General features: G+C 55.8%; 14 protein-coding genes and 1 tRNA gene. 11 read left to right on the forward strand and 4 right to left on the reverse strand.

What is annotated here, in order from left to right; translation table 11 throughout:
• Nucleotides 1-264: 264 nt before the first annotated feature.
• The 3 genes from VK738_19570 to VK738_19580 form a co-directional block, all read right to left on the reverse strand.
• Complete coding sequence (locus VK738_19570) at nt 265-1905, reverse strand: AsmA family protein (GenBank protein ID HTD24862.1); 1641 nt, start codon at nt 1903-1905, stop codon at nt 265-267.
• 108 nt (nt 1906-2013) lie between these two features.
• Nucleotides 2014-2769 (reverse strand): PP2C family protein-serine/threonine phosphatase, encoded by a 756-nt coding sequence (locus VK738_19575; protein ID HTD24863.1) that lies wholly within the window; start codon nt 2767-2769, stop codon nt 2014-2016.
• A gap of 253 nt (nt 2770-3022) precedes the next feature.
• A complete protein-coding gene (locus VK738_19580) occupies nt 3023-4453 on the reverse strand; it encodes a tetratricopeptide repeat protein (protein HTD24864.1) in 1431 nt (476 codons plus the stop codon).
• 80 nt (nt 4454-4533) lie between these two features.
• Here VK738_19580 and VK738_19585 point away from each other — a divergent pair, with 80 nt between their 5' ends.
• The 4 genes from VK738_19585 (at nt 4534) to VK738_19600 (ending at nt 9637) form a co-directional block, all read left to right on the forward strand.
• Nucleotides 4534-7047, forward strand: a complete 2514-nt coding sequence (locus tag VK738_19585) for a M1 family aminopeptidase (protein ID HTD24865.1) — start codon at nt 4534-4536, stop codon at nt 7045-7047.
• 267 nt (nt 7048-7314) lie between these two features.
• Complete coding sequence (locus tag VK738_19590) at nt 7315-8382, forward strand: VWA domain-containing protein (GenBank protein ID HTD24866.1); 1068 nt, start codon at nt 7315-7317, stop codon at nt 8380-8382.
• Nucleotides 8383-8668: 286 nt separating this feature from the next.
• The gene (locus VK738_19595; protein HTD24867.1) at nt 8669-8890 is read left to right on the forward strand and encodes a hypothetical protein; all 222 of its coding nucleotides are present in this window, start codon (nt 8669-8671) and stop codon (nt 8888-8890) included.
• A 30-nt stretch (nt 8891-8920) separates the two neighbouring features.
• The gene (locus VK738_19600) at nt 8921-9637 is read left to right on the forward strand and encodes a DUF72 domain-containing protein (GenBank protein ID HTD24868.1); all 717 of its coding nucleotides are present in this window, start codon (nt 8921-8923) and stop codon (nt 9635-9637) included.
• A 954-nt stretch (nt 9638-10591) separates the two neighbouring features.
• On the opposite strand, the gene ligD is transcribed toward VK738_19600, so the two are convergent.
• The gene (ligD, locus tag VK738_19605) at nt 10592-13099 is read right to left on the reverse strand and encodes a DNA ligase D (protein HTD24869.1); all 2508 of its coding nucleotides are present in this window, start codon (nt 13097-13099) and stop codon (nt 10592-10594) included.
• 79 nt (nt 13100-13178) lie between these two features.
• On the opposite strand from ligD, the gene VK738_19610 reads away from it, so the two are divergent.
• The 7 genes from VK738_19610 (at nt 13179) to VK738_19640 (ending at nt 19400) form a co-directional block, all read left to right on the forward strand.
• A complete protein-coding gene (locus tag VK738_19610) occupies nt 13179-14042 on the forward strand; it encodes a Ku protein (protein ID HTD24870.1) in 864 nt (287 codons plus the stop codon).
• Between the two features lie 21 nt (nt 14043-14063).
• Nucleotides 14064-14822: a urate hydroxylase PuuD gene (locus VK738_19615; protein ID HTD24871.1), complete on the forward strand. Its 759-nt coding sequence runs from the start codon at nt 14064-14066 to the stop codon at nt 14820-14822.
• A 71-nt stretch (nt 14823-14893) separates the two neighbouring features.
• Entirely contained in the window at nt 14894-15865 is a 972-nt protein-coding gene (locus VK738_19620) for a hypothetical protein (GenBank protein HTD24872.1), read from the forward strand.
• 298 nt (nt 15866-16163) lie between these two features.
• Nucleotides 16164-16445, forward strand: coding sequence for a hypothetical protein (locus VK738_19625; GenBank protein ID HTD24873.1), 282 nt, complete (start codon nt 16164-16166; stop codon nt 16443-16445).
• 78 nt (nt 16446-16523) lie between these two features.
• A tRNA-Ser gene (locus VK738_19630) sits at nt 16524-16616 on the forward strand.
• A gap of 202 nt (nt 16617-16818) precedes the next feature.
• Nucleotides 16819-17865: a LacI family DNA-binding transcriptional regulator gene (locus tag VK738_19635; protein ID HTD24874.1), complete on the forward strand. Its 1047-nt coding sequence runs from the start codon at nt 16819-16821 to the stop codon at nt 17863-17865.
• 86 nt (nt 17866-17951) lie between these two features.
• On the forward strand, nt 17952-19400 hold the full coding sequence (locus VK738_19640; GenBank protein ID HTD24875.1) for an MFS transporter: 1449 nt from the start codon (nt 17952-17954) through the stop codon (nt 19398-19400).
• Nucleotides 19401-19510 lie beyond the last annotated feature (110 nt).

Consider the following 19510-nt stretch of genomic DNA (forward strand, 5'->3'; position numbering starts at 1 on the left):
AGAAGCCTCTCGAAATGCGGTAGAGGTTACCGAACCTTGCTTCAGCAACTCTCCTTCGAGGAACCTAACATCTAGCTAGTGGTGTTTAACCCGGAGTTTCAGGATTTGACTCGGTGAGGGTGGGATTTTCACAATTGGCATGGACCGAAATGAAACTGCTTGGGAGTCTTACACATCCTCCGGGATCCTTCGCCTCGGCCCAGGATGACAGACTAGAAACCGATCCGCGCAAATCCGCGTTCATCCGCGGCGAAAAATCTCGGGCTACTGCTGCTTTTTCTTGCCGCCGAAGAGCCCCTGGAACAATCCTCCTACGCCTTTGGCGGGATTGGTAATCATATTCCCCAGGCTCTTTCCCATATCGGGAAGGAAAACCGGCTGCGAGGTTGTCCCCTGGACCAGGAAGGGGATTTGTCCTTTCGTGCGGAACAGGCCGCCCATGAAGCCGGACCCGTCATTGGTTTTGGCCAGCATGTGGAAGTCCAGGGCATTGTTAGGACTAATGACGCCATTGCCGGTGATGGTCCCAAACTGCGGCAGAATGAGCTGCACGTTATCAGCCTGAATTCCGTCTGGGGCTACGCGCAGATTGGAGCTGAAGGTTTGAATGATTGTGTCACGGCCACCGCTGGCTCCGTTCAGTGTGCTCGCGATGCCTGACGCCATGCTGAATCCCGCCAGGCGTGCATTGGCGATATTGAGCGGCCCGGTGGTCACCAGATGGTCCAGCGGCCCATCCATGGATAGATTTGCGCTGATCGTGCCTCCCTGCAACGACGATCCTGCCGGCAGGTTGACGCCGAAAGCGGGCAGCATGCCCTGGACCTGCGGCAGAGGCATGTTACTGCCGTTCAGCTTCATGTGCACAATCGTGCTGTCGCCCTGGGTCTGGTAGTTGCCGGCGAGTTTCATTGCGGTATTGCCCGTATGGATATCGCCGCGGGTCAGCGTACCGAATTGCCGCTTCAGGTCGTACTGGCTGGTGTAATCGAATGTGACCGGCTGGCGCGCCGGGCCGCCACTGCGCACCAAACGCAGTTTCTCTCCCCTGGCCTTGCCTTCGGTCTTGACCGTCTTCCCATCGGAGTGCACCGTACCCTGATAATCCAGAGTTCCGGCCAATCCCGAAGAGCTGCCCACGAAACCGGTTGAGGCCAGATCCATGTGGGTTACCAGTAGATTGAGCTCGAGCGGGGTCTCGGCCATGTCAATGCGGCTTAGTGGACCGGCGGTGCCATCCATCTGCAGCTTGCCGCCGCCCGGCGTGTTGGCGCTAAAGCTGAATGGAATGGTGTTGTCGTAGCCGATGTTGGAAGCCTTTAATTCCACGCTGTCGTAAACGTGCTGCCGCGACGGATTAGCGACACTGGAGACAACAACCCGCCCGTCAGAGATGCGCAGTGTAGCAATGGAAAGACTTCCTGCCGCGGCCTCTGGAGTAGGGGATTCAAACGGTGGTGCGTCTTTGCGAGCGTGCCCCCGCTGGTTACGCGACTCTGCCTTTGGCGGGCTTGCGCCCAGGCTGGAGAAATTCCATTTGCCTCCGCTGCCGCGCACCAGATGCAGTTCGGGTTCACGCAAGGTAACCGAGTTGGCGTGCAGGGAGTGCGAGAAGATCAGCGGCAAGAGTTCAACTCCTACATCCAGCGATTTGGCTTTAAGAAACGGCTGCAGGCTGTAGTTGGGGTCATCAGCAATGCTGATGTCTTTGGCGCTGATGCCGCCGGCGATCAGGGAAAGCTCCAAGTCGCCGATGACCACCCGGCGTCCTAAACTTGACTGCAAGTGTTCTTCGATGGTGGGGCGAAACTGGTTGACGTTGAATAAATAAGGAAAGATTAAGATCGGAATTACGATACCGAGAAGAACTGCCCCGGTAATCACCAGGCCCTTGTGCTTTTTCATGGCCAACACCGAATTGCGCTCGCTGCCGCAAAAGCGCTTACTTTAGAACTGGATTTGAGCCCATGCTATCACTCGAGGCAAGCGCGAGCAACGTTACCACCGTACCTGTCAATTGCTGCTACCGTTGGTTGCCGCCAGCGCTGACTCAGCCGAGCGCATGATGGAGAGGGCCGTAATGTCATTTTGCCCAGGAGTGTTTTTGGTGAACTCCTGCACGGTGTTGAGAACGCCGTTGCACAATTCGTTGGCGTTATTAAATTGCGCGGCTGCAAGACTCTGGCGGAGGCGCTCTACTCCGAACTCTTTTTGGCCGTTACGGCTCTCCACCAGCCCTTTGCTTACCACCAGCAGGGCGGCAGAAGGCTCCAGCACTGACATTTGCGCATCATGGGTGGAGTGCGAAAACAGGCCTAGCGGCAATCCGCTGGCCCCGAGCGGCGTGATGCCCTCGCGGTCTTTCAGAAGCCCAGGGGTGTGTCCTGCATTGATGTAAAAGAGAGTACCCAGGTCCTCTTCATAGCAGCCAAGAAATGCCGGCGCATAGCGTACGCCATTGGCGAGCTGTATGAGATTACGGTTCAACAGGATAGTGAGATCGCTGAGGGCGTCAGCCTCATTCAGGGGCGAACCTTCAAAGAGCTTGATGCCTTCCGTGCGAAAGATCTGCTGCAAACTGGCGGCGATATCCAGGGCCTCCTCGCGTTTACCGGCAATATCGAGCAGGAAGAAGACCACGCGTCCGTGGACGGCCTGGAAATCGAAAAAGTCTCCCCCGACCCGCGCGCCCCGATAAAGCGCGGCCACACTGGCAGTTTGCAGGGTCGGTGCCTGGGTGGCCTCTGGCCTGCGAAGAGACCTCTGCATAACAACTTGGCGAAAAGGCAGCTTCATAAATTTCGGGGGACGGGAGGAAGATCTAAAAAATAGCACAACTGGAGGGAAAATCAATCCCTAATTTTGGGACAAATCTGTGAAATTTTGTTGAATTGACTTTTACCTGTGATTGTTGGCTGAAGCGCTTTTTACCGGGGGCTGCTGGTTCCCGCTTTTTCTGCATGTTTTCAATGACTTGCGGGCTGCCGGCGGTCTGTCACCTCCCACAGCTATGGATCGCAACCTAATTTCCATAGTGCTTCTTCAGGTAGTCAGTGAGGCCTTCTTCCACATCGGAATAGCCGCCATGAATGGTGCTGCGCATGGCAGCTTCGGTGGAAGAGCCGTCGCCCAGGCGCTGCAAGATGCGCTGGATATCGCTCATCCCGTAGGTATCGCGGATGTACTCCACTGCGGCCAACCCCTCGTAATAGGCCATGTACGCCTGGCCGCTGGAGAAGTCCATCCATGAGCCTTCCAGCTCGCTGAGCGGAATCTGGCGGTGTTCCGCATAGACATGCGTGAGCTGCCCGCCCACGGAAGAAGCGCTCTTCGGCTCGAGCGCCTGGGCAATGCCTTCGTTGAGCCATTGCGGGCAGCGTCCGTGGGTAATCTGGTTGATGAAGGCGTGCGTCAGTTCGTGTTTCAGCACGCGGGAAAGCTCTGAGGTGACGCCGGTAAGTCCATCCACGGGGATACGCAGTTTGCCGTCGTACACCGCCCCCGACCAGCCGGGCGACTGGGTCACGTCAAAAAACGACTGGGTGGTATAGAGCGAAACCGAGATGGTCTGGCGGGGCGCAACTCCCAGCTCTCCTACCAGGTCTTTGTAATGGGATTCGAGCGTATCCAGAATCTCTCTGCGCAACACGTCGGTAGTTTGTTTGCCCTCGTAGTGCAGCGCGAAGTGGCCGCTATCGGCTTCAGAAAAATCACTTTCTGCATTTTTCTCGCGCTGCGCCTTATCCAACATGGCCTGCACGTTGGGATCGGGCCGCAGCTTCAATGAGCGCTGCCAGGCGCGAATGGCTTCTTCAGTGTGGTCGGTCTTGAAATAAGCCGCTCCCAGCAGGTTCCAGGCATCGGCAGAGTTGGGCTCAAGCCGTGTGGCGCGCTCGGCATACTGAATGGCCTCCTGCCCGCGGTTCAGGGAAAGCAGTGTAGCCACATAAAGATGCAGCATGGCCGGGTTATCAGGAGCGTAATGCAAGCCGCGCAGCAGATAACCGAGCGCCAAGTCGCGATTGCCGTTATTGTATTCAAAGCGGCCAGCCACATAGAAAGCGGCAGCGACCAGCTCGACATTTCCATTGGATTCGATCTCGTTGAGGGCCACCGGATCAATATGGCCGTCGCGAAAAAGCTTGGTTTGGACTTCACCGGAGCGGCTGATATCTTCAACCGGGGCCGCGATCGTAATGTCCTCTTTCGTCGAGTGGCTTGAGTGTATGGGGGCGCCGCCAGAATCAATGCGGGCTACCCAGGTTTTGGGGATAGCATAGGTATCGTCGCCGACCTGGTATTCCACCTTGCCGTTTTTTTCGTGGGTGCTATCGGCAAAAATGGAACGTCCATTCTTAAGGTGGATGGTATCGGCCTGCGCGCTCATCCACGCGACGCAGCAAAAGGCGGTTACAATGACTTTCTTATTGAGCACGCATACAAATTTTAGCAAAATACACTCCTCGGGGCCTATAACCAATGGTCATGACCAGGGTTGGTACTATCGCTAGATTCGGCTGGGCGGCTGTGCTTATGGCGGCCATGGCAGCCGCACAGACAGCGTCTGTGCCCCAGATTGCATTCGAAACCACATCCCAAGCCGTGCCCCAGCCGGCCAATACTACTTCTACTTCGCCCGAGATGGCCCTCTACCGCCAGTTGCGTAGTGTCGCCCTAGATGGCAAAAAAGTCTTTCATATTCGCGATGCTGACCTGGACCGTGAAGATATTCATATCTCCCTGACCGAAGGCACTATTGCCTTCACCCAGGAGGTGGATGGCCACGTGACCGGGGCGTTTTTTGAGGGCGAGGGCGAGATGCTGCTGGTTCCACCTAGCCAGGCAGAGCGCGCCTCGCTCGCCTTGTTTACCCATGCCGCTGTTCTGGAAGAAAAATTTTCTACTGCGTATTTCCGCTTCAACGATGCTACTTATGACGAATTGCGCAGCGGCCTGCGCCCTATTCCGGCCGAGGAGATGCAGGACTTCCTCACCCGATGGGATTCCCTGGCGCAAAGCATGGCTGATGCCGACGCCTTGCGCTTGCTCCTGGCGATGACGAATACCAAGTCTGCCCGGATCTTTCATGCTCGGGTGGCGGGCTTGAGGATGGGCACGTTTGATGTGAACCTGGATACCAGCTTTATCGAGCAGATTAATGTGGCCCAGACCAGCGATTCGGAAGACGGGACCCGCTATTACGATTTGTGGACCGCGTTCCCCATGCGTTCGGCCCGTAAAGAAGCTGAAGAAGGGCACAAAGAAGACCTGCATGGGTTCTTTGACACTCCCCACTATAAGATCAAGACGCATATTCTGCCTACGCATGAGCTCGAGTCCGAGGCCAGCTTGCAATTGCATTCCAACCGCGAGGGATTGCGCGCACTTCCCTTTGAACTCTCGCGATTCTTGCAGCTCAAGTCGGTAGAGCTGAATGGAGCCGCCGCTGAATTTATCCAAAATGAAGCCGTTCCCGGGTCGCAGCTTGCGCGCCGGGGCAACGATATATTTGTGGTCCTGCTGCCCCACGCCTTGCACGCGGGCGAAGATGCCGAACTGAAGTTTGTTTACAGCGGTTCGGTGCTCTCTGAGGCCGGCGGCGGATTGATGTATCTGGGGGCGCGCGGCATCTGGTATCCCAATCAGGGGCCGGCCATGGCTACTTACGATATGGAGTTCCGCTATCCAACTTCCTGGACCCTGGTTGCCAGCGGCCATCGCACATCGCAGCAGAACGTCGGCGGCGAGCAGGTATCGCAATGGGTATCGGACCGGCCTGTGCCCCTCGCGGGCTTCAATCTTGGCCAGTTTGTGAGCAGCTCAACTCACGTGGGGGCAACTCTGGTGGAAACCTATGCGGCCCGTGGCGTGGAGGAGCGTCTGCAGCACGCGCTTACCACGCACCAGGATGTGGAGCACGTAGATCCCCGCACCAAAAAAATTGTCGTCGAATCTTTGACTTCAATTCCAATTCTCAACCCTTCGGAGCAGGTCAAACCCCTGACCGAGCGTGCCGCCGAGACCATCAATTTCATCTCTTCGCGCCTTGGTCCCTTTCCATTCCCATCCCTCGCGCTGACCCAGGTGCCGGGGAGCAGCAGCCAGGGCTGGCCGGGATTGGTTTATCTTTCCAGCTATGCATTTCTGGGTCCTGCCGTGTGGGACCAATCTCTGGCGCGCTCCAGCGAATTCAATCACATCATGTACGACAAATTAATGCCCGCCCATGAAATCGCGCATCAATGGTGGGGCGACAAAGTTCTCTGGGAAACCTACCGCGATGAATGGATGATGGAAGCCCTCGCCAACTATTTCGCCCTGCTGGAGCTGCAGTCAACCAGTCCGGAAAAATTTAAAGTCGCGATGGAAGCCTACCGCCGTATGCTGCTGGAAAAAAACAAAGAAGGAATGGAATACAAAGATGCCGGAGCGGTAACTCTGGGCGTTCGGCTGGCGTCGTCCAAATTTCCCGATGGCTACGATAAAGTGCTCTACGGACGCGGCACCTGGCTCATTCACATGTTGCGCATGATGCTGCGCGAGTCTGCCGCGCGCCAGCCCGGACGGACCAAAGCAGGCGCAGCCTCTTCTGCTGCCACCGGCGATGAACTCTTCTTCCAGGTTATGCGCAATCTTCAACAGCAATATGCCAGCTCCAGGTTTTCCACCCAGGACCTTCAGAGCGGCTTTGAAAAAGTAATGCCCGACAATCTCTCTTACGAGAACAAAAAATCGCTCGACTGGTTCTTTTCCAACTGGGTCAACGGTACAGCCATTCCCAAATTAGAGGCGACAGAGGTCCGCATAACGCGCAAAGCCAATGGCAGCGGCGTTGTGGTGACCGGAACGCTGTTGCAGAGCGAGACCCCGAAGGACTTCGTGACCTCGGTGCCGATCTATGGCGCCTTCGCCGCCGCCAATCAGGAGCCGGTTTTCCTGGGACGCGTCTTCGCCGATGGCGAGGAAAGCAACTTCCGCTTCGAAGCCCCGGCGGATGTCACCCACGTGCTGGTTGATCCATACCAGAGCGTGCTGCGGCGGCCGTAAACCTAAGCCGCTCGGTTTTCTTGTCATTCCGACGCGGAGCGGAGGAATCCCTATTGCGCCGAAAACCTTTAAGCTCTGCTCTCTTAAACTCTTGAAGACTATAGGGATTCCTCGTCGCTGCGCTCCTCGGAATGACAATTGAATCATCAAGACAAAAACTAACCGCTCTAACCCCGAAATGAAGCCTGACCGCCTATGAATAACCAACCCTCGCAGGCACTCCGGCATCTAATTTCTCACTTCAAAAATCAGGGCAGGAGGCGGACTATGCGCAAGATGGCGATCACCTCGGTCATCGTGGCATTGGCATTAGCCAACCCCAGCTTGCCTGGGGCAGCTTCTCCCCAGAGCGATAACACCCAAGACAAAGACACCACCCTTCACAGTCAGGTTGACCTGGTTTCCGTTTACTTCACGGTTCGCGATGAGAAGAAGCATCTGGCCGGCGAGCTTGGGCAAGATCACTTCCGCGTGTTTGAAGACGGCCGGGAGCAGCCCATCAAGTTCTTTGCCAACCACAGCGATGTCGTGCTCAACGTCGGCATGCTGCTCGATACCGGAACCAACATGGCATGGATGCTGAACGAAGAAGCCGACGCTTCTACCATGTTCCTGAAGCGTGTGGTCAGGCCGAATGACCTGGGATTCGTGGTGAGCTACCACGCGCGGGTAGATACCATCCAGTTGCCAACCTCCGACACTGCGTTACTGCAGGAAAAAATTAACGACATCCGCCGCGAGGGCAGCGCGGTCGGAATCCCCGATGAAACGCCGCCTCCGTCGATGCCGTTGCCCAATCCTACCGGCCCCCTGGGACAGCGCTACGATGAGCGCCGCGAAGCCCACCTCTACGATGCCATCTATGCCTCGACCAACCGCTTCCTGGCGAGAGAAGTTGGACGCAAGGCCGTAGTCATCGTGGCGCTCTCCGATGATTCCAAGAGCGAAACCACGCTCGAAGAAGCACTGGAAAGATTGCTGCAAAACGACGTGATTGCCTACGTGCTGCAGATTTATGATCCGCCGCGCGAATCCAGCCGCTTTGATCACTGCGACGTGCGCCATACCTACGAGAAAGACAAGTACGGAGATTACATGCTGAAGAAGCTGGCCGAAGCCACCGGCGGACGCATGCTCGAAGTGCACGGCATTGATAAGTTGGAAACCGCGCTCGACGAAATCGCGCAAGAGCTGCACCAGCAATACAGCCTGGGCTACTACCCGGCCAACCCCACCAAGGACGGGAAATTCCGCAAGATACAGATCACCGCCCAGGACCACGGCTATCGCGTCTTCGCCCGCAAAGGCTATTACGCGCATCAGCCGGAGCACTGAGGTCTGCAAAAAAAACTCGCGGTGGTGTAAGACGATCAGGACACGATGATCCCCGCCTTATGAGTGTCATCCTGAGCGGAGTCCGAGCGACGTAGGAGCGAGGAAGGAGTCGAAGGACCCCGAGAATCTATCACTCACCATGTGGTGTCAAGGCATTCTTACGAGTGCGCTCACATCTTCATTTCCGCAACCTCCCAAAGCGTGCTCTCCACGGTACTCCGACCTAACATTGTCACTCCGAAGCTCATTCCACCTGTGATACGATAATCTTCCTCTGGAGCCCAAAATGGAAAACCGATGCGAATGTTACCGCGCCATGGGGGACGCAACCGGGGAAAAAGCAATCGTGTGTAATGCGCCGGGAGAGTATTGTCCGACGTGCGGCATGACCGTCTGTGCCGAATGCCACCCTGACATAGCCACCAGTGATTGCGTGACTGCCGCCAAGAAATCGCCGGCCCGCGCAGGCAACACCTTGAAGCAACCAGCCAAACGCTGGCAGGCTTAGGAAACAACAACCGGGGCGGCTGCGATCCATATGGCTGGGAAACTTTACGCAGGCACCTCAGGATGGACGTACCCTAGCTGGAAGCCGAAGTTCTATCCCGCCAAACTGGCCGCCGCAAAATTTCTTCAGTACTACGCAACCCGCCTCAACACCGTCGAAGTCAATTACACCTTCCGTCACTATGCCAGTGAAAAGACCCAGAACAACTGGCTCAGTGTCATCCCGCCAGAATTCAAGTTTTCCATCAAAGCCCACCAGAACATAACCCACCTCAAACGCCTGCGTGACGCCACCGAACTCGCACAGGGCTTTTTAAACTCGTTGCAACCGCTGACCGAAGCCGGCAGAGTGGGTATGGTCCTGTTTCAGCTCCCGCCGTTTCTGAAAGCCGACGCCGGACTGCTGGAAGAGTTTCTGACCGGCCTGCCCAAATCGGGACGCCTCAGCTTCGAGTTCCGCCACGCTTCCTGGTTCGCCGACCCGATCTACACCTTGCTGCAAAAATTTAACGCCGCCCTGTGCATAGCAGAAAGCGAAAAACTCGAAACCCCCGACGTTGCCACCGCCGATTTCTGCTATTACCGCCTGCGCAAGGGCGAATACTCCAAAAAAGAACGCGAGAAGCAGTCCGAGCAATTCAGCCGGCACCTGGGAAAAAACCGCGACGTCTTCGTGTACTTCAAACATGAAGAGACCCCCGACGGCGCGCTCTACGCTGAAGAGCTGCTGGCGCAGTATAAGAGCTAAGACCTGCTGTCATTTCTTTTTTAGCGTGTCGTCTTTAGGGCTCGTCCATCCTCTTTAGGCGTGTCATCCTGAGCGGAGCCGCGCTTCGCGGCGAAGTCGAAGGACCCCGAGGGTATGTGGGTCGCCCATGCAGCCGAAAGGCATTCTCTCGAAGCGCTCCGCTGGCGCTGCGCGTTGGCCTGCGGCAGCAAGGAATTGGTTTTCGATTGATCTGTATCTCACGTAGGGGGTACTTGCTGAGTAGTCCCGTTTCAATGTTAAGCCATTGAAAGTAAATGAAATGCAACGAAATACAATCACACTAGCAGGTAGTTCAATAGTCAATTGCCAGAAAAAGCAGTGCGAAATCAGTCGGTTTCATCCGCAAGTGCATCCACCGGGCAACGAATTTTCAAAGAACGGATTTGTTCTAAGGGCTTCGCGGTAACCGCTCTGCTCTTCGCGCGCCTCAGCGCTTACCTATGATAGCCGTCAATTCCTCGAAAACGAACGGTTTGATACCCCTTTGATATCACTTCTCAGCAAGGCAGCAGTAAGCCATGTGAAATCAAAACCCATACACGCGCCTGGAGCTGTCCCGACCCGGCTTGCCGTGGAGAACTTGGAGCTGCGCCGATGGTACCACTGTGATATCAAACTCTCGATTTCCCTGGAGTTGTGGCCTATCATTCTCCTGGCATTCAAGAATGCTGGGGGAGACCCCTGTCTTTGAAAACTGAATATTCCGCCCGAGAATGACGCAGATATCCCTTGTTCTCGCTGCCAAACCATTAACTAATGAGTACCTATTTTGGACTACTGAGCACATTATTGCTAGTGGTGGTCAGTGGCAGTTTATGTCGTTTGCTTGCAATGACTTAACACGGCATGGACTACTCTAAGTAGTGGGGGAGGGGGGCACGAATTACAACGCGGGCCAAATATTACCAGAAAGGCAACAAGGCCAAACCAAATCTAACTTCTTCCCTGCGTCCGCAGCACAGGTTCGAGCTTAGCCAGCGCATCTTCGAGTCCTTGCTTCAGGGTGAGCACCGGGGCAAAGAGGTCGCCTACCCGCGAAAAACGCTCGATGGCGTTTCCGATATGGAATTGAGCGGGCGTGAGGTCTCTGGTGAGTTCCGTCCAGGCCAGCGGCGTGGCTACTGGAGCGCCGGGATAGGCGCGCAGCACATAGGGTGCCGCGATGTTCTTCCACGATGAGATCTGAAGATAGTCAAAGTACACCTTGCCTCTCTCGCGCTTGGAGACCGTCCTTGGCGTGGTGAACAGGTCTGTCCTCTCATGCGCCACCAGGCGGGCGAGGATCTCGGCGAAGGTCCGCACCTGGTCGTAGGTATAGCGCGGCTCAAGCGGGACGTAGATGTGCAGACCGTCTCCGCCGGTGGTCTTGGGGAAACCTTGCAGGCCAAAAATATCGAGCTTCTGCCGTACCAGGAGCGCGGCTTCAACGATGCGGTCGAAGCCGCAATGGACGGGGTCAAGATCAATCAGCATGAAATCGGGGTTGTCGAGTGAAGTAATCCGGCTCATGAATGGGTTCTGGTCGATGCAGCCCAGATTGGCGAGGTAGAGCAGGCTTCGCCGGTCGTTGGCGACTACATAGTTTATGGGGTCAGAATCAGGCTCTGACGATATGGGCACGGTCAGCAGCCAGGAAGGAAAGCTGGGGGGAGCGTCTTTCTGGAAGAAATATTTTCCCTCGATCCCATTGGGATAGCGCTTCAATGAGAGCGCCCGGTCGTGCAGATGCGGAAGAATAAGGTCTGCGACGGCGTCGTAGTAATTAATCACGTCGCGCTTGGTGTATCCCTCTTTGGGATAGAAGACTTTGTTCAGGTTGGTGAACTTGAGGCTCTTGCCTTCGATGTTAAGCATGACTTCGGCGACCTTGGGCGGCAAGAGCCTGCGCTGCACTGGAGCTGTAACGGAGTCGTCACCAGCAATGGCTTGGGGTTCCTGCTCGCGAACGCAGTCGCGAGGATCAATATCGTTGCGCAGGCCGACAAAAACCGGCGCGCGCAGCCGGCCGTCGTTGGTCCATGAGCCGAAGCGCACGGCGCAGACCAGTTCGGGCGAGACCCACGTGGTTTCGCCGATGATCTTCGGTTCTTCCCCAAATGGGCATGATTTGATGATGAGCGGCTGCAGCAGCTCATAGGTCTGCTTGAGAAGCTGCTGGTCAAACCCGGAGCCGGCATTGCCCACGTAAACCAGCTTGTTTTTGTCATAGACTCCGAGCGCGAGCGAGCCAAAGTACTCGCGCTCTCCGCTGGTCATGCCGCAGATGACAAAATCCTGTTGGGTGACGAGTTTGATTTTGAGCCAGGTGTTGCTGCGTTTGGATTCATAGCGGCTGGCGGCGTGCTTGGCGACAATACCTTCCAGCTCATGCTCCCGGGCGAATTGCAACAGAGGTTTGCCGTTGCCGGCATAGTGCTCGGAGTAGCGCACGGTCGCGTTGGGACGAATGATGGTCTGCAGGATGCGCTTGCGTTCGGCGAGCGGCGAGTTGCGCAGGTCGTATCCGTTGAAATAGAGCAGGTCGAAGACAAAGTAATTGACCGGCCGGCTCTTGGCCAGTTGAGCGACCGCGCTGGCGACCGAGCCGATGCGCGGCTGCAGCAGGGCAAAGCTGGGATGCCCCTGGCTATCGAGCGCGACGACTTCGCCATCGAGAATCGCGGTCTGGGCGGCAACGTGCTTCTGCATTCCCGCGAGTTCAGGATATTGCCTTTCGATGCTGGTACTTTTTCGCGAGGTCATTCGAACGGCGTCAGGGGTGAGAAAAGCTACGGCGCGGACCCCATCCCACTTAAGCTCAAAAAGCCAGTCTGGCCCCTGCGGCAAATGGGTCTCTGGGGTAGCCAGCATAGGAATAATTTCATCCGGCATTTCGGAGCTCGCCGCTCCGGGGATCGCCGCCGGGTCTATGGTTGCGGCTACCACGCTGCTGATGTCGTCTTCGGCGTTCCATCCGGGTTTGGCGGCAAAGTCTTTTTTCTTGAGCAGCAGCCATTCGTTGCCCTTGCCCCGGTTTTTCATGCGGACAAGCCCAAACAAGCCCATAAGCTTGTGGCCGTGGAGCTGGAACTTAAGGTCTCCGCGATCCATTTGCTGCTCGAAAGATTCGTCGCCGACCAGCTCGTAAGTCCCACAGTCCCAGACAGTTACGCTGCCCGCGCCATAGTTGCCCTCGGGGATTGTGCCCTCAAAGTTGCCGTAGTCTATGGGGTGGTCTTCCACCAGCACAGCCAGGCGCTTTTCACCGGGGTCGAGCGTAGGCCCTTTCGGCACCGCCCAGGACTTCAGCGCTCCACCGGCTTCGAGGCGCAAGTCATAGTGGAGCCGCCGGGCGCTGTGGCGCTGAATAAAGAACCGCGCCCCCTGGGATGCGGCTGGTTTAGGCGGGGGCTCCGGGGTCTTTTCAAAGGACCGTTTTCGACGGTATTCATCTAGTGTCATGCGATTGAAATGCATCTATTAACTGATGTAGCCTATTTATCCCCCGCCCTGAAGGCCCTGATTTAGGAGGTTTTACAACATGGCATCCACGGTATGGAAAGGACACCTTACCTTCGGGCTGGTGTCGCTTCCCGTAAAATTGTACAGCGCTGCCCGCAGTGAAACCGTAAGTTTTAACCAGCTCCACAAAAGCGACCACTCCCGCGTCAAACAGGTCCTGTATTGCCAGGTGGAAGACAAGCCTGTACCGCGCACCGAATTGGTGAAGGGCTACGAGTACGAGAAAGACAAGTACGTGGTCATTGACGAAGAAGATATCAAGAAGGTTGCTCCGAAGACCGCCAAGACCATGGAGATCCTGGAATTCGTCAAAGAACAAGAGGTCGATCCTGTCTTCTTCGAGAGCTCTTATTACCTCGCGCCCGATGAAGCCGGCGAGAAGCCTTACGCCCTGTTGTTTGAAGCGCTGCGCCGCTCCGGTTACATAGCCCTGGCCAAGATTGCCATGCACAACCGCGAGCACATCGTCATGCTGAGACCGGGAAAATACGGGATCCTGATGCACACCATGTATTACAAAGATGAAGTGCGGCAGACGGAAGAGTTCCGCACCGACATTTCGCTGGTGAAAGACAAAGAGCTCGAACTGGCTACTTCGCTCATTGATTCACTCACCGCAAGTTTTGAGCCGGAGAAATACAAGGACACCTACCGCGAAAATCTGAAAGGCCTGATTGCCGCCAAGGTCGCCGGCAAGGAAACCGTTGAAGCTCCCGCCCCGCAACACCTGGCGCCGGTGGTGGATATTTTAGAGGCACTCAAGATGAGCATTGCCGAAGCCAAGAAACCAGTGCGATCGGCAAGCGGACGGACGGCGCCGGTGGAGATGCCTCAAGCCGAGGCTGGTTCCAAAAAAGGAAAGAAGACGCCGGCAGTCGGCTGATCGAATTTGATAGACTGCTGCATGCATTTTTTTACCCTGGCCCTGTTGCATTCACCGCGAATCGTTTTGCCTGAAGGTTTCACTCCCAGCCTGCAGATCTTGCTGCGCTGGATCCATCTGATCGCCGGCATCACCTGGGTGGGATTGCTCTACTTCTTCAACCTGGTCAACATTCCATTCATGAAAGAGATTGACGGCCCGACCCGATCCAAGGTCGTGCCTACGTTGATGCCGCGGGCGCTGTGGTGGTTCCGCTGGGCTTCGGTGGTGACCGTTCTCGCCGGGATCTGGTATTGGATGATGATCGTCGGCGCCGATGCGCGTAATGCCCACACCAGCGGCGGGCCGGCCATTGGAACATTCTTCACAATCTGGACTGTAGCCTTCGCCATTGAAATGGGGGTACTCATGGCCCCGGTCGAGGCCCTGAAGAAAGGCCCGGTGTTGGGCACAATCGTTGGCGTTACGGTGACGGCAGCAGCGTATCTTTATCTGGCGCTGAACTCTCATGGGTGGGAGAGTAACCATCTGCTCTCCATCGGAATCGGCGGCGGAATTGGCTGGTTCATGTTGCTCAACGTCTGGGGGCTGCTGTGGCGGGCCCAGAAGAAGATCATCCGCTGGACCAACGAGAGCATTGCCAATCAAACCGCCATGCCGGCCGAAGCCGCGAAGCTGGCACGCCTCAGCTTTTTGGTCTCGCGGACCAATTTTGTTCTCACTTTTCCGATGTTGTTTTTCATGGCGGCGGCAAGTCATTATCCAATCTTCGGAGCATGACGAATGTTCCTATTCCCGGATTCCGAGGCTCCCACCACGCGTGCAGCGCGCGTAAAAAGCTTTAAAACCGAATGCACCTGAAGCACCTCAAGCCCGTAATCACTCTCATGCTGATCACTCCGTTCCTAACGGAGGTGCTCACGACCAACGTGAGCATTACCACCATGCTGCACCCGAAGGTGCTGCTGGCGATGTTGACCATTGGTTATGGTTTCGCAGTATTGGTGTTGCGCGAACTCGCGATCAGGATGAAAGCAGGCGCGGCCAGCATGGTTCTGCTGGGGTTGATTTATGGGATGTATAACGAAGGGCTCATCGCGAAGACTTTTCTGCGCGTGCACGGAGTACCCATCAACAAGTTCGATGGCTATGGGCTGTACGGCGGAGTAGAGACGGCCTGGGCCATCTCCATCACTACGTGGCATGCCTTCTTCGCATTCCTGTTTCCGATTGTGATTGTGTACAGTCTTTATCCGCGCGAAAGAGAAGAGCGCTGGCTGAATGGAACAGTGCTCGCAGTACTGGCTGCCATCACGCTATTGATCAGCGGCCTTGTGTTTTTCGGCAAAGGCGACCATGGAGCAGGAATTGCAGGAACGCCCGGGCAATATCTTGCAATGGCTGCAGTCTCGGCGATGCTGTACCTGCTTGCAAGACGATGCTCCAAAATGGGAAACATAGTTCCTGAGGAACCTCACTCGCTCACACCAGCCATCGGGGGTTTTTGCTTGTGGCTGGCCGTGATCCTGGTTCCGACCTTGCTGGCTGCAGCCAAGATACCGATGGTGCTCTATGTTGCGTACTTTGGCGTGCTGGCATGGTATTTCTTTCGGCGCGTTGCCAAAAGCGGTGATATCGCACTCGGTAGCCTGCGCACCTTCGCTTTCGGAGGGCAGATTGCAGTAGCACTCTTCGCGCTGGTGGGGGCTTACAAGCACCACAGCGTGGAGTCGGTTGTTTCCAGCTCCATCTTCATTATCGGCCTGGGCTATCTTCTTTTTCGACAAAGGCGTGGGGTTTCAGACAAAGCCCCCTGTTCGTAAACAAACTGGCCACGCCAGCAAACCTCCGCGGCAGTCCGGCATCTAACTGTACACCTCGATTCAAAGTGCCCGAAGAGGTGGGATAAGCACAACACGCCGATTGTGTTGGGAATCCCTACCCACGGGGGCCGTTCTGACTTGGCCGCGAATTGTTTCTTCCCTGTTGAGGGCGGCCATGACCACGGTTATCACGTCTTTGCAACGCAAAGATGATTAGGCTATTTCACTAATCCGTTGAGGAGTTGCGGCGATGTTGGTACGTGTGTGTTGGTCTTAAATTACCGTCCAAGGAGGACATATGAACTGGAAGCTGTTGAGTTTCATGGGCTCACTCGTGATCGCAATTGTCGTACTCGCTCTGGCCTTCTCCACGCGGTCGAAGGCACAAACGGTTACTCATGCTCCTGTCGCGTATGCGTACAAGGTCGAGCACATGAACAAGAACGCCAAAGATATGGATCGTATACTTAGCGACGATGGGAAAGAGGGATGGCGGGTTTGGCGTGTCGAGGCTGTCGGTACCTACCATAACGATCTTGTCTTCTTAATGGAGAGACCGGTAAACTCATCCACCAACTGAGTTAAAAACTGAGTGTAACGCCGCCCGGTACGGCAGCATTCCGCTATAATGAAGGCTCAGCTTGTCCCGCCAGATTGCGGAGAGGTGGCCGAGTGGCTGAAGGCGGCGGTTTGCTAAACCGTTATACGGTCAAAAGCTGTATCGGGGGTTCGAATCCCCCCCTCTCCGCCAGATTCCCTTACAAGTCTTTGTTGTGAGAGGTCCCTCGCTTGCGCTCGGGATTTCGCCTGCAGGCTCCCGCTCCGCTCACGCTTGCAAGCGGCTCAAGTTTGAATCCCCCCATGAAATGATGTAGAGTCACCACTTCTATTCAGAAAGGCAGCTTGCTAAGTTCCAACTCTGCTTTCATGCAGAGCCGGCCCAGAGCCCACATATGAAGAAGACCAAAAAGAACCGCCTTGCAAATGGAGTGGTTTCACTTCAAGACTTGGCAGAGCATGTGGGTTTGACCAAAGGAACGATATCTGCCGTTCTCAATGACTCACCGTCGGCCAGGACAATTCCCCAGCGCACCAAGCAGCGGATTTTCGCTGCCGCCCAAGAGCTGAACTACCGGCCTAATTTTTTTGCCCGCACTTTGCGCAGCGGGCGGACGTTCACCATCGGCGTGATTACTGAGGAAATTGGCGACGCCTATGGCGGCATGGTCATCAGCGGTATCGAAGCCTTTCTCAGCCAGCACAAATATTTTTTCTTAACGGTAGCCCACCGCCACGATCCTCACTGGCTGCAGCAGTATTTGGGTATTCTGCTGGCCCGGGGTGTGGAAGGTCTTATCACCGTAGACACAAGCCTCAAGGAAACCTTGCCCATACCTGCGGTTGCCGTCGCTGGACATCGCCGCGTGAAAGGAGTTACCAACATCGTTCTGGACCACGCGCAAGCGGCACACCTGGCGCTGAATCATCTGGTGGAGCTAGGACATCGCGACATTGCCTTTCTTCGTGGGCAATCCTTCAGCTCGGACTCGGAAGACCGCTGGCGCTCCATTTGCGATGTCGCGCAGGAGCTGAAAATCAAAATTCGGCCGGCACTGGCAGCGCAGCTTGACTCTGGCGAACCGTCTCCGCAGGTTGGGTATCGGCTCATCAAGGACTTGCTCTCGCGAGGACATAAATTCACCGCCCTGTTCGCTTACAACGATACCTCCGCTATCGGCGCTATCCGCGCCATTCGCGAGGCAGGGCTGCGTGTGCCTGAAGATATTTCTGTAGTGGGTTTTGACGATATCCGCGACGCTGCCTACCATCTCCCCAGCCTTACCACGGTTCGCCAGCCTCTTCGCAAGATGGGAGAGATTGCGGCACAAACGCTGGTGGAACGGATCGAAGGCCGCAAAGACTATCCTGACCAGATTGCTATTGAACCATCGCTGATTGTGCGCGAATCGACCGCTAAAGCAACTCCTCGTTCCGGCTAAAGTCTTCTTATACAAAAATGGATTTATAGGCCATAATCACCCGGTTCGTTCAAGCTCAATATTCCGGTAGCAAAACGGAGGGGTGCATGAGCACAGCGGTTAACACAATCTCATTCACGAAGGAGCAACCGGCAGTCGAGAAAATCTCGTTTAGGGAAAAAGTCGGATACGGGCTGGGCGATACGGCTTCGAACTTCTACTGGCAGATGTTTCTGAATTTCCTCCTGTTCTTTTACACTGACATCTTCGGGATCACGGCAGCGGCGGCGGGAACAATGTTTCTTGTGGTTCGAACCTGGGACACGGGAATTGACCCGCTCATGGGGGTGATGGCCGATCGTACACACACGCGCTGGGGCCACTATCGCCCCTACCTGCTCTGGGGGGCGCTGCCCTTGGCCGTTATCGGCGTGCTCTTGTTCACCACTCCGAATCTGAGCGCGCATGGCAAGCTCATTTACGCCTACGTCACCTACAGTCTCATCATGGTGGCTTACAGCTTCATCAACATACCGTACTCGGCGCTGATGGGTGTGATTTCACCCAACTCGCTGGAGCGCACCAGCGTCTCCAGCTATCGCTTTGTGCTCGCCTATGGCGGGCTGTTCCTGGTGCAGGGGCTCACCCTGCCTATGGTGAAGTTCTTCGGTCGCGGCAATGATCAAAGGGGATTTCAGATGGCCATGGTGGTCTATGGCATCCTGGCGGGTGCCCTCTTCCTGGTTACCTTCGCCACCACTCGCGAGCGCGTGCAGCCGGTCCAGCAAAAGACCAGCGCCATGAAAGACGACCTCAAGGACCTGATGCGGAACTTGCCATGGATTATGGTCTGCTTTATTGGCCTGTTTGCCGTTTGTTATTTCTCCATTCGCATGGGCGCGATCCTTTACTACTTTAAGTACTACGTTGGCAGCTATCATTTCGAGCACCGCGTCGCGGGTCACTCCTTCAACTATAGATTCGACAGTGGAAGCATGGCTTCCCTCTTTATGGCTCTGGGGACGGTGGGCGTCATCTCGGGCGCGGCCATGGCTCGTCCTCTAGCGCAGCTCTTGGGCGGCAAGAGACGGGCTTACATTCTCCTCATGACCACCGCGAGTGTTCTCACCGCCCTGTTTTATTTCATTCCCCGAGAGCAGATCATCCTGATCTTTGTAGTTCATTTGCTGATTTCGACATTGTTCGCGCCGACCTCGCCCTTGCTCTGGGCTTTTTACGCAGACACTGCCGACCACTCGGAGTGGAAGACAGGCCGAAGAGCCACCGGATTGGTATTCTCGGCAGCATCATTCTCCCAAAAACTCGGTTGGGTGATCGGCGGCACCCTGGCCGGGTGGCTGCTGGCCTATTTTGGGTTCCACGCTAACGTAATCCAAACCAACCAGGTGCAAACCGGGATTCGCTCCATGATGAGCTTCATCCCTGCGGTGGCTGGTTTTCTCTCTGCAGCCGCTGTTCTGTTTTACAAGCTCGACGATTCTTTCATGGTGAAAATCGAACAGGAGCTGAAACAACGCAAAGGAGAGCAGCGTTGAGCTCTTTAGACCGCTCAAGTTTGGTGGTAACCCGTTCTCAAATTGGGACTTTTGCCGCCATTCCTCGTCGCGCATGGAATACTGCACCCTCACAGTTTCTTGCCGACAGA

It is taken from the genome of Terriglobales bacterium (assembly GCA_035487355.1).
Taxonomy (GTDB): domain Bacteria; phylum Acidobacteriota; class Terriglobia; order Terriglobales; family Acidobacteriaceae; genus QIAW01.

Excerpts from the sequence above, each read along its gene's own strand:
- VK738_19570 (HTD24862.1), bottom strand. The coding sequence starts at position 1,905 with ATGAAAAAGCACAAGGGCCTGGTGATTACCGGGGCAGTTCTTCTCGGT.
- VK738_19575 (HTD24863.1), bottom strand. The coding sequence starts at position 2,769 with ATGCAGAGGTCTCTTCGCAGGCCAGAGGCCACCCAGGCACCGACCCTG.
- VK738_19585 (HTD24865.1), top strand. The coding sequence starts at position 4,534 with ATGGCGGCCATGGCAGCCGCACAGACAGCGTCTGTGCCCCAGATTGCA.
- VK738_19590 (HTD24866.1), top strand. The coding sequence starts at position 7,315 with ATGCGCAAGATGGCGATCACCTCGGTCATCGTGGCATTGGCATTAGCC.
- VK738_19595 (HTD24867.1), top strand. The coding sequence starts at position 8,669 with ATGGAAAACCGATGCGAATGTTACCGCGCCATGGGGGACGCAACCGGG.
- VK738_19600 (HTD24868.1), top strand. The coding sequence starts at position 8,921 with ATGGCTGGGAAACTTTACGCAGGCACCTCAGGATGGACGTACCCTAGC.
- ligD (HTD24869.1), bottom strand. The coding sequence starts at position 13,099 with ATGACACTAGATGAATACCGTCGAAAACGGTCCTTTGAAAAGACCCCG.
- VK738_19610 (HTD24870.1), top strand. The coding sequence starts at position 13,179 with ATGGCATCCACGGTATGGAAAGGACACCTTACCTTCGGGCTGGTGTCG.
- VK738_19615 (HTD24871.1), top strand. The coding sequence starts at position 14,064 with ATGCATTTTTTTACCCTGGCCCTGTTGCATTCACCGCGAATCGTTTTG.
- VK738_19620 (HTD24872.1), top strand. The coding sequence starts at position 14,894 with ATGCACCTGAAGCACCTCAAGCCCGTAATCACTCTCATGCTGATCACT.
- VK738_19625 (HTD24873.1), top strand. The coding sequence starts at position 16,164 with ATGAACTGGAAGCTGTTGAGTTTCATGGGCTCACTCGTGATCGCAATT.
- VK738_19635 (HTD24874.1), top strand. The coding sequence starts at position 16,819 with ATGAAGAAGACCAAAAAGAACCGCCTTGCAAATGGAGTGGTTTCACTT.
- VK738_19640 (HTD24875.1), top strand. The coding sequence starts at position 17,952 with ATGAGCACAGCGGTTAACACAATCTCATTCACGAAGGAGCAACCGGCA.